Annotated in this window: 11 protein-coding genes; 3 read left to right on the top strand and 8 right to left on the bottom strand. The window is 68.0% G+C overall.

The genetic code is table 11. From position 1 onward, the window contains the following. Nucleotides 1-131 precede the first annotated feature (131 nt). Nucleotides 132-365, top strand: a complete 234-nt coding sequence (locus tag OG878_RS01510) for a hypothetical protein (protein WP_328885028.1) — start codon at nt 132-134, stop codon at nt 363-365. Here OG878_RS01510 and OG878_RS01505 read toward each other — a convergent pair. Together OG878_RS01505 and OG878_RS01500 are read right to left on the bottom strand one after the other, a co-directional pair. Beyond that, on the bottom strand, nt 360-1,988 hold the full coding sequence (locus tag OG878_RS01505; RefSeq protein WP_328885027.1) for an alpha/beta hydrolase: 1,629 nt from the start codon (nt 1,986-1,988) through the stop codon (nt 360-362). The two genes, OG878_RS01510 and OG878_RS01505, sit on opposite strands and share 6 nt — an antisense overlap. 269 nt (nt 1,989-2,257) lie before the next feature. Next, a complete protein-coding gene (locus OG878_RS01500) occupies nt 2,258-2,887 on the bottom strand; it encodes an isochorismatase family cysteine hydrolase (protein ID WP_328885026.1) in 630 nt (209 codons plus the stop codon). A 502-nt stretch (nt 2,888-3,389) separates the two neighbouring features. Between OG878_RS01500 and OG878_RS01495 the strand changes: the two genes are divergently transcribed. Next, a complete protein-coding gene (locus OG878_RS01495) occupies nt 3,390-3,770 on the top strand; it encodes a tetratricopeptide repeat protein (RefSeq protein WP_328885025.1) in 381 nt (126 codons plus the stop codon). Between the two features lie 24 nt (nt 3,771-3,794). Here OG878_RS01495 and OG878_RS01490 read toward each other — a convergent pair whose 3' ends face one another. The 6 genes from OG878_RS01490 to OG878_RS01465 form a co-directional block, all read right to left on the bottom strand. Further along, a complete protein-coding gene (locus OG878_RS01490; RefSeq protein ID WP_328885024.1) occupies nt 3,795-5,207 on the bottom strand; it encodes an alpha/beta hydrolase family protein in 1,413 nt (470 codons plus the stop codon). A gap of 270 nt (nt 5,208-5,477) precedes the next feature. After that, nucleotides 5,478-6,992 (bottom strand): sortase domain-containing protein, encoded by a 1,515-nt coding sequence (locus OG878_RS01485; protein ID WP_328885023.1) that lies wholly within the window; start codon nt 6,990-6,992, stop codon nt 5,478-5,480. 163 nt (nt 6,993-7,155) lie between these two features. Next, nucleotides 7,156-8,265 (bottom strand): IS630 family transposase, encoded by a 1,110-nt coding sequence (locus tag OG878_RS01480; RefSeq protein ID WP_328885022.1) that lies wholly within the window; start codon nt 8,263-8,265, stop codon nt 7,156-7,158. A gap of 71 nt (nt 8,266-8,336) precedes the next feature. Continuing rightward, a complete protein-coding gene (locus OG878_RS01475; RefSeq protein ID WP_328885021.1) occupies nt 8,337-8,738 on the bottom strand; it encodes an SMI1/KNR4 family protein in 402 nt (133 codons plus the stop codon). A 23-nt stretch (nt 8,739-8,761) separates the two neighbouring features. Continuing rightward, complete coding sequence (locus OG878_RS01470; protein WP_328885020.1) at nt 8,762-9,265, bottom strand: hypothetical protein; 504 nt, start codon at nt 9,263-9,265, stop codon at nt 8,762-8,764. Nucleotides 9,266-9,646: 381 nt separating this feature from the next. After that, on the bottom strand, nt 9,647-10,336 hold the full coding sequence (locus OG878_RS01465; protein WP_328885019.1) for a class I SAM-dependent methyltransferase: 690 nt from the start codon (nt 10,334-10,336) through the stop codon (nt 9,647-9,649). A gap of 566 nt (nt 10,337-10,902) precedes the next feature. Here OG878_RS01465 and OG878_RS01460 point away from each other — a divergent pair. Then, nucleotides 10,903-12,405: an FG-GAP repeat protein gene (locus OG878_RS01460; RefSeq protein WP_328885018.1), complete on the top strand. Its 1,503-nt coding sequence runs from the start codon at nt 10,903-10,905 to the stop codon at nt 12,403-12,405. Nucleotides 12,406-12,987: the final 582 nt, after the last annotated feature.

Raw genomic sequence — 12,987 nt, 5'->3', positions numbered from 1 at the left:
GCGATCGGACGGCGCGCTCCTTGAGGTGGGTGCGGTTTTGGCTGTCCAAGGTCTCGTCGGCCAGTCGTGCGGCACTGTCGACCTGGGCCCGGCGGTCGAACGCGAACTCCGGTCCGATCCGGTCGCCCGTCGTGGGGTCCAGGGCAGACGCCGGGGCGGAGCGGACCGCATCGGACACCACCGTGGGCGCGATCGTCGACCCGGAGGTGAAGGTCATCAAGGACATGACGGTGACGCTGAGCGCCGACGAGATCAGGGCCCCCATACCCAACCCCGCACCCCAGGTTTCTCACGCGCGGCGGGACAGCCACAGGCACCCGCTCAGCTCCTGCCCCCACGGACTTGGTGCCGGTGTCGGCTCATGAGGCGGCGCCGACCATCGCGCTTTCGCCGATGGTGACGCCGCCGTGTGGCCTGGGTGCGGCGAAGGGCGGCGTGTCCTGTTGGCACGTGGTTCCGGGCGGCGGGAGGCTGCCGTCGATGAAGTACCGGCTCTCGTATGCGTTGATGCAGCTGCTGGAGTTGATCAGTGCGGTGTGCCCGTACCCGCTGTTGGTGAGCAGGCGGGCGTTGGCCAGTTCCTTGGCCATGGCCTGCGCGCCCGTGTAGGGAGTGGCGGGGTCGTAGGTGGTGCCGACCACCAGGACGGGGTGCGCCGTGAGGCCGTTCCACGGACCGTCGTACGTGTCGGCGGCTTGGGCCGGCCAGGTGGCACACGGCTCCGCGGCCCAGGTCCAGTGTCGTCCGGCGTCGCCCGCACGCGCGGCGCCGGCTTCCTCCAGCGCGTGATAGACGGCGGGGTCACGTGGATTGGGGCTGTCGCCGCAGAGCACCGCGGCCGCCTGTTCTTCGCCCGTGTACGGATTCGGATGCGGGACCGGCGGCGAGGGCGGGGGCGTGGCCGGCTCCGGGGCGCGGCCGTGCCACAGATCCTGGAGCCGGCCGGCGAGGTCCGTCCATCCGGGGTGGACGACGTAGAGGCCGCTCACTACGTCACTGACCGTCCTGGCGTAGGTCCAGGTGCCCACCGGATGCTTCCGGAGGCGTTGCGTCAGCTGATGGAACTTGTCGCGGGTCTCTTTCGGGCTGCCGGCGGAGAAGGCGCAGCGAGCGGTGGTGGTGGCTCCGCACAAGGTGAGGAACTGGTCGAGAGTTGCTGCCGCGCTGCGGTCCGAGCCCATGCGCAGGAATGTCGGAAGCCGGGGTTCGCTCTGCGAGGCGTGGTTCGTCCACGCCTGCGGGTCGATATTGCTGTCGAGGACCATGGCGCGGACCTTGCCGGGGAAGAGGTTGGCATAGGTGGCGCCGAGGATCGTGCCGTAGGAGATCCCGGCGTAGGTCAGTCGCGGGTCGCCCACTGCCTGGCGGAGCAGCTCTAGGTCATGAGCGTTGTCGACGGTCGACACGTGACGCAGCAGCTCGGGGTCGTGCCGCCGGCAGCGCTGACCCAGATCTCTGTACGCGGCGATCCAGGTTGCCCGCTGCTGTTCGCCCACGGGGAAGCCGGCCGGTTTGCCCGAATCCCAGGCGGCGGCTCCCTCGGGACTGTCGAAGCAGTTCACCGCGGTGCTGCTGCCGATCCCGCGGGGGTCCCAGCTGACGATGTCGAACCGCTCCCGCACCTCCTGCGGGAAGGACTCGTAATTCTGTGGCATTTGCACCGTCCCGGGCCCGCCAGGGCCGCCGGGGTTGAAGAACAGCGTGCCGATGCGCTGCCCGGGGCCGGTTGCCCTCCGCCTGATGACCGCCAGGTCGATGGTGCGACCACCGGGATCGCCGTAGTCCAGCGGTACCTTGGCGGTGGCGCAATCGAACTGACCCTTGGGTATGCAGTGACGCCAGTCCAGCCGCGGGACGGTCACCGACGGGGACTTCGCACCATCGAACCGAGCAAGTTCCGGCCCGATGAACATCGTTGAGCAGATCACCGGCGCGGCGAGGGCTGCCGCACAACGCCGACGCCACGCTATGGATCCGCGTATGGACATACGCCGTCCCCTCCTTCGCCGTTGATGGGTCCGGTGCAGCCAATGCCGTGCACTGCGGTACGCATCCGTGTGCCACACCACTGCGGTCCGGCAACGCGCGCGAGCCGACCGCGGCCGAATGGGGGGACGTGAACCCGGTATGGGCGGTGGAGCCGCCCATACCGCGCCGCGAGTCGGTGCACCCGGCAGCGCGAGGGGGAGTCAGTGCGTCATCGCCGCTGTCACGCCGGCCACGCAGGCTGCATTGCTGGGCCCTCGTCCGGTCGGGATCATGGCCCCGCTTGCTCGAACGCGGTGACGAGCTCGCCCGTGGTGACGACGGCATGGGCGTAGGTGGGGCCGTTCAGCTCATGTGCGGCGTGCATCATCTCGGGGAGAAATGCGGCCGTGGCGTCGCGGACCAGCGTCACGTGGTAGCCGAGCTCCATGGCGTAGTGGCCCGTGGACTCGATGCAGGTGTTCGCCAACAGGCCGACGACCGCCACGTGGGTGATGCCGTGCTGCTTGAGCTGGAGGTCCAGATCGGTGTTGGCGAACCCGCTCTGCGCCCAGTGCTCCTGGGCGACGACATCGCCCGCCTGCGGCTGGAGGTCGGGGTGGAACTCGCCGCCCCATGAGCCCCGGGCGAAGGTGTGCAGCTCCTGGATCTGCCGCTGTGTGGGGTTCGGATGGGTCCAGGTCTTGTAGTCGCCTTCCTGCCAGCGGCGGTGCGGGACGAACACCATGCGTACGCCGGTTTCGCGGGCCGAGGCGACCACGGAGCGCAGGTTGTCCAGCAGACCGATCTCCTTCGCCATGCGTTCCAGTCGGGGCCAGGCCTTGCCGCCCTCCGACAGGAAGTCGTTGAAAGGGTCGACCAGCAGGACCGCGGTGCGGGCTGGATCGTAGGTGTCCGTCATGGTGCTCACTCAAGAGTCTGGATGATTTCAGTAATCCACATGCAGGATGATTGTCGACATCCCGCATGTCAAGGAAGCGGAGTTCTGCGGAAGAAATGTGCATGATGACCGCCACCCACGGGGGTCAGGGGCCGCCTGGCCTTCGGATCGTGCCTTCGGGGGTGCGGCAGCAGCTGTGCTGTCGGCCGGGCGGCGAGGTGGCGCCACCAGGCCGTGACCTGCGCCACCAGGCTGTGATCGCCCCGACCCATCGTCACGGTGCCGTGCCGAGGCCGTCGCCGTCGTATGAGTCCCGGCTTCCGTGAGGCCGGACAGGGCCGAGTTGCTCGACGTGATCAGAGAGCCGCCTTCTCGGTGGGGGAGCGCGTGGGAATGACTCGAACTGCAACGAAGTTTGAACATGCAAACGAGGGGCCTATCGGCTCCTCAAGCCGCGGAACGGCTGGGGCGCAGGTCGCCCGGGCCGCTGAACGATTGCTCGGGCAGGGAAAGGGAGAACGTGATGGCCGGTATGCAGGGAGTGAACTGGAACGAGCGGCGGCAGTATGCGCGCAGTCTCTTCGCATCCCAGCAGTACCGCGCGGCCTCACGGGTGCTCGCGGACCTGGTTGCCGCCACACCCCGCAACCTGGACCTCCGGGTACTCCTCGCCCGGTCGTACTACTACACGGCACAGCTCGCCCCGGCCGAGGCGGAGCTGCGCGCAGTCCTGCGCGCCGAGCCCGACCACCCCTCCGCCCACCTCACCCTCGCCCGCGTCCTGGAACGCCAGCACCGCTGCTCCGAGGCCGCTCCGCACATGAGGTTCGCGGACAGGATGAACGCACGGGACCTCCTCGCCCTGCGGCACCCCGACGGTGCGTACCCCCGAGTGGATGCCTGAGTCAGCTCCGGCCGGGCCGGGAAGTCAGCTGCCTGACAGCTTCTCCTGCAGCCAGTCGAAGACGACCTCGCAGTGCTGCTGCGGCGCCATCGGGGAGCAGTGCAGCTGCGCACCGGTGGCCGCGGTGAGCTTCACGTAGTCCTTGGGAGCCATCAACTTGTCGAACGTCCGGCGCGGCTGGCCGGAATAGAACTGTTCGTCGTCGTAGTCGAGGACCAGAGTGGGCATCTTGATTCGGCTCACGACGTTTGTGATGTCCAGCGACTTGATGAGTTCGGCGGGGCTGTGGAGATCGGTGAACATCCTGCCCGCGCGGGCGTCGAGCATCGCCGGCACGGAGAAGGGCTCGATGCGCTTCTTCATTGTCGCGGCCTCTGACGGGGACAACGCGGGGACGACCTCCTTGTTCCACATGCTGTTGGTCTCCTCCTTGTCCGGGGTGACGATCTTCCGGATTTCTGAAGGAAAGCCCAGCCAGGGTGCGAGCACGCCGGGCATGGCCACCAGAGCGGCGATCCTGTTCTCGAACGCCGCGGCCCGAGGGGCCAGATCCCCGGCCATGCTCAGTCCGGTCAGGGCGATCCTGCCCGTGTCCACATCCGAGCGGGCGGTCAGCCAGTCGACGAGCGGCGTGACCACGGTCTCCCAGCGCGGCGTGAAGACCACCTGGTCCACGAAGAGGAGCTGCCCCTGGCCGGGCCCGTCGTAGACGAGCGCGTTCCAGCCGTGCTCCAGAGCGGCCGGGACACCGTAGGTCCACATGTCGACGTTCTGTCCGTCGCTTCCGTTCGTGAGGATCACGGTGGGGCGCCGCTTGCCGGAGCCGTCCGGCCGGAAGAACCACACGGGCAGCGGTGCCTTCCCGTACGGGATGTTCGCCGTCACCGGTGCGGGGTCGCACAGCTTGCAGAACGTGTCCCAGGCGCCGCGCCCGGCCCTGTACAGCTGCTCCTCGCTGCCGGGTGTGTCGGAGCCGAGGACGAAGAACAGCGCCTGGCCGTAGTACTGCGCGGCCCGCAGCGCACGAGAGCGTGTGGTCTCCGTCCCGGGGCTGCTGCCCTGGGGCGCCTGCATCAGCTGATCGCCGAGCTTCTTGAAGGTCTCGGTGTACGTCTGCGCGGAGAGGCCGGCCCTATTGATCGCGTTCACAGCGGTGAGCACTTCGCCCACCTCAGCGGCGCCGCAACCGGCCGCACCGAGCGCGAGAAGTCCGTTGAAGTTGAAGCCAGGGTCCTTGAAGAGCGTCATCACCCCGGGTGTGGGGCCGCCCGCCGGGGCGGAGGCCGACGCCGTGCGACCAGGAGTGGGGGCACTCGCGGGCGCTGCGCCCGAGGGGGTGCATCCAGCGGCCAGCACGGCCCCGGCCCCACCGACGAGCCCGGCAAGCGTGGTGCGGCGGCTGGGGCCGGAGGTCTGATCACTCGATGCGTACGTCATGTCAGCCGAACGTACGAGTCATACGTCCGGCCCCCTGTCCGCGACACCCGCCGTTCCCCCGAACGGCATGCGTCGATGCTCTGGCGGCGGAAGTGAGCTCCGGCTGTCCGCCCCGGCCCTCCGGTCATACCCGCACTGGCAGCAGCGGCCGTACGTGTCAGCCCACTTCCCTCCACGCCTGCGGCAGACATGGAGGGAAGTGGGGTGGAGCTGACGGGGGATCGAAGGCGCAGAGGATGCGGCCGGTGACGTCCCGAATGTCGTGAAGGGCTACAGCCACCGTTGGATACTCGAAGCGGTGCGCCACTTCGTCGACCAGGGCATCAACTGGCAGGCTCTGCCCGGCTCTTCCCGCCTGGGGGCCGGGTCCGCGTCGTCTCCTGCCGTTGACGCCGGCAGGGCAGAGGTGCCACGCCTCGATCCCGTCAGATGATCGAGTTCCTGCCGAACCCGGAACGGTTCAGGGACTGGTGGCGGTGAGGACGCCGATCTTGTCGATGCGGTGCTCGGGTTGTTCTGTGCATCCCGCCAGGAGTTGCCTGCCGCGTCGTCCTCGGGCGTGAGGCACGTGGTCACGGTGATCATCGCGCGGGTGGGGGCGATGCCGGGGGAGCCGGGGACGGCGGCGCGCTGGGCGTTGATGGAGGGCTGCGACCGGAAGGAGGTCGTCCGGGACGAGGTGATCGTGTACTGGTACGTCACACCGCCGGCGGTCACGAACACGGACGCGCCTGCCGGTAGCGACGGCAGCGCCCGCAGCGGCCCGCCCGCCTCGACACGGTGCCCGGTGACGATGTAGTTGCCCACGTCGCCGGGACCGACCCCGCCCCCGGGTCCGAACGGGCTGGCGGCCACGCCCTGGTCCTGGATGCGGGTGCCCGGCGCGTCGTCGGGACTGCCCTGGTACGGGACTACGGACAGCCCGGACACGCCGATGGCGGGAATCGACAGTGTGGCTGCCTGGACGCCTGTGGGGGCCTGCGGACGTGCCGCGGCCGGATCCGACGGGGCCGCGGGCGCGCCGGACGCCATCGGCCGGCCGAGCATGGACACCGCGGCGTCGGCGCTCGGTCGTCGGGGGGTGCCATCAGCTGCGGCGCTCTCGACTGTCGCTCCCGCCAAAGCCGTCAACGTGAAGACCCCCGTGGCTATGGGCACGGCGAAGTTGGCTCGCATTCGCTTCCTTCGAGTGTTCATACCGTGGGACCCTGGGGCGGCTCTCCGGCGGAGGCGCGCGCATGTGGGCTGATCGGGGGTACATCCCGTGCGCTGACCTGCGCTGGAGCGAAGTCGGCCCGCCCACCGCGAGGACTGCTGGACACGCCGGAAGGACGCCGGCCGGGCGGTCGACTCGCAGCCGACCCTCACGTGCCGCGGTCGTCGCAGATGCCCCGACGGCCCGAAAGGCCGACCCACTCGCTTCACCGACCGCATGCCCACCAGACGGTCGGCCAAGGTGAGTTCGGGAAAGTTCTCCAGCAGCGTCCGTTCCAGCCGGTGCATGTCCGCGATGACGGGCAGCCAGAACGACGCCCACAGGTCTGCCTCCCCGACGCAGCCGGCGACCAGCCGGACCTCCGGCAGGTGTGCGAGGGCTCGCCCCGTGGCCTCCAGCCGGTCGGGGCGGACACGCGCAGTGATCACCAGGAACGCCGGTCTGCCCGCGGCCCCCGGGGCGGGGTCGCAGCGCAAGGCGACGCTTCCCGACGCCGGCAGGGCGCGCAGCTTGCGGCGTACCGTCGGCTTGCTCACGCCCGCCTGTTCGGCCGGCAGCGCGTACGGCATGCGACCGTCCATGGCGAGGACGTCGATCAGCTGCCCACTGGCGGGCGCCGAGCGGCCGGAAGAAGGGCCGGACAGGGCGGCCCGAGAGCCGGCCGCTGCGCTGAGAACGCGCGCCTGGTCACGGGCGAGAGCCTGGAGCCGCCGTCGGTGGCTTCGTTCATCTCTAGTGTCCTGAGTCAGTAATTCGTTTGCAGTACGTGGCGAGTGATTCGAGGATCTGGTCGGCTGTCTTGGTCCAGATGAATGGCTTGGGGTCTTCGTTCCAGGTGGTGATCCAGTTGCGGATGTCCTTCTCCAGGGCCTGGACGGATTTGTGGACGCCGCGGCGTATCTGTTTGGCCGTCAGCTCTGCGAACCATCGCTCTACGAGGTTCAGCCAGGAAGAGCTCGTGGGCGTGAAGTGCATGTGGAATCTGGGATGGGCCAGGAGCCATTTCTTGATGTCGGCGGTCTTGTGGGTCGCGTAGTTGTCGCAGACGAGATGGACCTCGAGGTCGTCGGGGATCTCTTTGTCGAGCTTGGTGAGGAACTTCTTGAACTCCGTCGCGCGGTGGCGGCGGTGGAGGGAGCCGATGACTTTGCCGGATGCGGCGTCGAACGCGGCGAAGAGGGTGGTGGTGCCGGCGCGGACGTAATCGTGGGTGGCCCGCTCCGGCACCCCCGGCATCATCGGCAGGACTGGCTGAGACCGGTCCAGGGCCTGGATCTGCGACTTCTCGTCCACACACAGCACCAACGCCCGTTCAGGCGGGTCGAGATACAGGCCGACGACGTCGTGGACCTTGTCGACGAAGAACGGATCCGTCGACAGCTTGAACGACTCGAAGCGGTGCGGCTGCAGCCCGAAAGCCCGCCACACACGTGAAACCGTCGACTGGGACAGACCCGTCTTCTTCGCCATCGAGCGCGTCGACCAATGCGTGGCGTTCTCCGGCTTCGACTCCAGAGTCCGTGCGATCAGATCCGCGACCTGCTCGTCCAAAACCGTGCGAGGCCGGCCAGGACGCGGCTCGTCCTGCAGACCAGCGAGCCTGTCGACCAGGAAACGCTTCCGCCACTTCGACGCCGTCTCCCGCGTCACACCGATCTCGCCCGCGACTGCCTTCGTCGAGACCGGAAACCCGTCCTCACCCACCGCTTCACACGCCAGGATCAAGCGGGCTCGAAGAGCCATGTCCTGGGCACCCTTGCGCCGCCGCACCCACCGCTCCAACTCCCCGCGTTCCGCAGCAGTTAGATCCAACGGCACAAGCTTCGGTCCCGGACGAGTCATCCCCAAACCATAGACGAATTATTGACTCAGGACACTAGGAGGATCAGGCACAAATTCCGTGAGGACGCCGGTCAGGGGGACAAGGGTTCGGAGTCGTCCCACTTCCATCCGCTTTCGGGGAACTGCTCAAGCAGGGCAGAGAGCGAAGCCGCCTGGTGGACGGCGGATGACCAGTCCTGAGCCGATACGTCGATCAGGACCAGAGGCGGAGGTTCCTGCCGGAAGTCGTAGGTGAGCATTTCGCGGCTTCCGTCCCCGCCGATGACGAGGCTCCCGGGGAAGCGTTGCTGGAATTCTCCGGGCTCATTGACATCGATAAGCTCGGCAACATCGTTGATCATCAGGAAGTCGTCTGCAGGGGTAACGAATTGGCTCATGCTTCCCTGCGTGGCCAGGAAATGCCGGTAGTCCTGCGGAAAGCGGACTCCGAAGTGACGCTCGGCCCGGGTGATCTCATCGTTGTTCGAGCTCATGGGGCCGTTCTATCAGTGCTGGGTCATGTCGGACGGCGGGGGCTGCCCTGGGCTGCAGTGAGCAGGACTCGCTTCCGGAGGAGGGGGAGTTTGGCTCGTCCGAACAGCTGGTACTTGATCATCTTTATGTCGTTGCCCCGGACCTCCATCGGACCGGAGTTCCAGCAGGTGGTCGGGCCCTGGGCGACAGCGTCCCAGTCCTTCTCCTGACCATGGGTGAACGTGTGCAGACCGGGCAGATCCTCGGTGCGGGTGGCGGTGAGCCAGTCTTTGAGGTGCCGGCCGGAGCGTGTGGTGAGGATCTCGGCGAAGGCGCGGACGTGCCCGTGGAGGGCGGTCAGTTCCGTGCACGGGGCCAGGACGGCGGCGAACTGTCGTACGTTCTCCGTCGCACAGGCGCTCGGGGTTCCGCTAGGCGTTCGACGGCCGTAGCGAACGGTCAGCCCGTCGACCTGCTCGGCGAACGTACGTCGCGAACAACGTACATTTTCGCAGTACAGCCTCCGCGCCGTCAGTTCGATCAACACCGGCCGATCTCCAACCGGGTTGTCAGCAAGGCGTCTTCCATACGTGCTGTGAGCCCGGTTGGACATCACCGCATACCCAAGGCAGGCCACCTCAGCGTCCCGAGTGTTCGCCATGAGGCGAATCACTCCGCACTCAAAGAACACACGCTTCAGCAGTAAGGCGCTGAGGTGCGGAAGCAGGTCACCGATGAGCTCATCACACCGCACCACGGTCCCAGGTCCTGCTCGGGGTGAGGCTGGACGGCACCAAGAAGCTGATCGCGCTGGCCGAGGGCCTCTGGTCCGTGCAGGCGCCCACTTCGAGAACGGCATCCTGGTCGAACGTTCGCAGGTTGCTGCCTGATCCTGTGGCGGCTGGCCGGGATCGGGCAATTGCTCAATCTAGAGCGTGCGGTTGCCACGGCCGAGGTCAGATGGATTGTGCGGTCTCGGCTGACGGAGCACGTCGTAGCCCACGAACTCGAACAGTCGGGTGCCGGTGCGCAGGGGTTGAGGCGTGCCGGTGAAGCGGTGCACACCGACCCCATAGCCAGCGCCCGGTTCCGACAGCCACTGCAGTTCGAAACCCTGCCCGCCGAACCAATCGCAGATCAGGGGCACTCGGTCGGGGGCGGCGCGATTGCGGGTCCAGATGACGGTGCCGCCGGTCTTGCACAGCTGGTTGCAGGCGCCGATGGTGTGCTCGATGTCGCTGTCGGTGATGTTTCCGAAGACACCGCAGACCAGTACGAGGTCCGCGGGGGTCATGTCCCGGTACTGGTCGATGAGGGAGGCGTCGCCCGTCACCACCTCGACCTGCTCCAGGTCTGCCTGGCGCGCCGTCTCCGAAGCCGCGGCGGTGTTGCGGGCGTCCAACTCGACAAGCCTCGCGCGCACCTCGTGGCGGCGCGGGTGATCGGAGAGGACGTGGAGGAGGTCGCGACCGTCCCCGGCGCACAGGCTGATCACCTTCAGCGGCCCGGCCGGGGCATCGTCCAGGGCGGCTCGGGTCTGTGATTGGACGGTCCGAAGCCTCCGTGCCATCCAGGAGTCGGCTACGTCGTACTTGTCGTGCCAGGTGTTCCAGTCCATCGCCGCACCTTACGGCTGACCATGAACCGCAGACGACCCAATTTCGATCACCGCAGGGGACCCGCTGCGGCGCACATGGAGCCACAGCCCGTCAGGTCGCGACCGTCACGTCCGTGCGTCATGCGGTCAACTGTCGGTCGACCGGCCATCCACAGGTCTTGACAATTACTCGACGACCGACGACCGACGACCGACGACCGACAGCCCCGTCCGCGGCAGTGACGACACCCCGTTCGCCTCCGTGACCAACTGAGACCGCCCTACATCGGACGCCGGTACGGCGAAGCGCCTACAACCCTGGACGAACTTCGGATGTCTTCCAGGTGAGTGCTTACGGGCATTGCCCCCACCGCACTACCCAACAGGGGAGGCCGCGCACGATTCCACGCTGTTCGGCGGCAGGCGCGGAGGCGCTGCCCGGCCCTCCCGGGCATCTGTACCGGTCCGTGCTTCGGCTTCCTGCCGGGAAACCTGCCCAGCACCTTCGCCGACCACTTCCCCACGCACCATCGACGGCGGCTGAGCAGGACGCCGTAGGCAACCTAGGGGACCAAGGAGGTTCTCCTGTGCGTCACATCAGAAGTGCGGCCCTCGCGGCCGCGGCACTCCTCACCCTCGGCGGCGGCGCCGTGTTCGCGGCTCCCGCCGCACAGGCCGTAGTGCCGTTCCCGTCCATCGGCTGGCAGCAGCGCAACTGCGACTACGACGGCAACGGTTTCGACGACGTGCTGATCGGCTCCCCGGGCGCCACGGTGAGCGGCGCCGCTGGCGCCGGCTATGTCACCGTGCAGTACAGCTCGTCAGGCGGTCTCAGCACCACCAAGAAGAGCATCCTCCACCAGAACACCTCGGGCGTCCCGGGCGGTGCCGAGGCCGGCGACGGCTTCGGGAAGGCCGTGGCCTCCGGCGACCTGGACAACGACGGCTACGACGACGCGATCGTCGGTATCCCCGGCGAGGACCTGGCCGGGCTGTCCGACGCGGGCGGCGCCGTTGTCTTCTGGGGCTCACCGACCGGGTTGCACGGGGCCGACAGCAGCTGGCTGGAGAATCCCGACCGGCTGAGGGCCGGCGCGAACTTCGGGCGGGCAATCGAAGCGGCCCGTTACTTCGCCCCGGATCCGGCGAACCCGAACGCCAACCCGCGCGACAGCATTGCCGTCCTGGAGGACGACGCGCTGCTGTTCTTCACCACCCCGCCCGGCGCGACGGCGCAGCAGCTGAAGGTGTCGGACCGCAGCATTCGGGCGCGGGACTTCTCGCCGCTGGACACCGGCTTCGAGTTCCGCAACCTCAGCCACGGCAACTACAACGAGGACTCCTGGGCCGACTTGGCGATCTCCGGGGTCACCACCGGTGATCAGCCGGGCATCGGCTCGGTGCAGGTGCTGCACGGTGCGCCGGACATCGCCGACCTCGGTGACGGCGGCACGTTCCGGGGCGGGCCGGCCATCGTCTCCGGCGACTGGGACGGCACAGGTCAGGACGACCTCATCATCGGCGACACGGGCGTGGGCTCCCCGCTGGGCGGTGGCATCTCCGTCTATCTGGGCAGGGGTGACCTGTCCGGCCTCGAACCGGAGGAGGTGCAGACGTGGACCCAGGACTCTCCCGGCGTTCCCGGCGTCGCTGAGGCGGGCGACCAGTGGGGCGCCGAGCTGTCGGCCGGCGACACCGACGGCGACGGCCACCCGGACCTCGCGATCGGCGCTCCCGGCGAGGACATCGGCAGCGTGTCCAACGCGGGCGCGGTGTGGGTGATGCGCGGTGCGCCGTTCGGCCTCACCGACGTCGGTGCGAAGAGCTTCGACCAGCAGCTTGCCGACATCCCCGGCGTGGCGGAGACCTCGGACCGCTGGGGTGGCCAGGTCCGACTGATCGACGCCGACAAGGACGGTCTGTTCGGCCTGCTGGCGTCGGCACCGGGCGAGAACACCAACGACGGCTTCGTATGGGTCATCCCCGCGTCGTCGTCGGGTCTGGTCGCCAAGGGCACGTGGACCTACGACGGGGCACGTCTCGGGGCGCCTGTGGCCAATGCACAGTTCGGGGCGGCGATCGACGAGTAGCGGAAGCCTCGGTGAGGGCTGGTGAGTTCACGGGGAACCGATGAACTCACCAGCCCCGTGCTGTCCTTGGGTCACACCAGTGGCCTTCGGGCCGTCGTGCGATGCACCACATCACCTGACCGGCACCAACGCCTTGTGCCCTGTCTGCGGGGTGCAGATCTGACGCCCTCGATGTCCGGCTCCCCGAGAACGATGATCGCGTCCTCGCATCTGATGAAGCCCCATCTGATCCAAGTGCCGGGCAGCTCCCGCATGGCGAGGCTCGCACCCTGCGAGTATATGTGTCATTTTGCAATGAATGCCTGAATTATTCTGTCTTGTGGCCGTTACCTATCATGTGTGCGCCGGATGGGTGGCTTGTGGGTCGGCGGGGCGGGGCGTTATGGGGGAGCGGGACGAGGGTTGCCCCCGGTTGGGCGGATGTGTGGGTCCAGCAGGCGATGTCAGGGGCACGCCTGGGTGAGGTACGTGACCACTGCATGCGCGAGTTACGGAAATGTCCGCATTCGGTAATACGAGCCGGTGTCTCGACCAGGTGGCGTGGAGGGTGCTCCAGGCTGTGGTTCTCGGCCTCAGCGGCCG

Source organism: Streptomyces sp. NBC_00316 (assembly GCF_036158715.1).
Taxonomy (GTDB): Bacteria; Actinomycetota; Actinomycetes; order Streptomycetales; family Streptomycetaceae; genus Streptomyces.
Note: the sequence above shows the minus strand (reverse complement) of the source record. Positions and strands in the feature narration are given on the sequence as shown.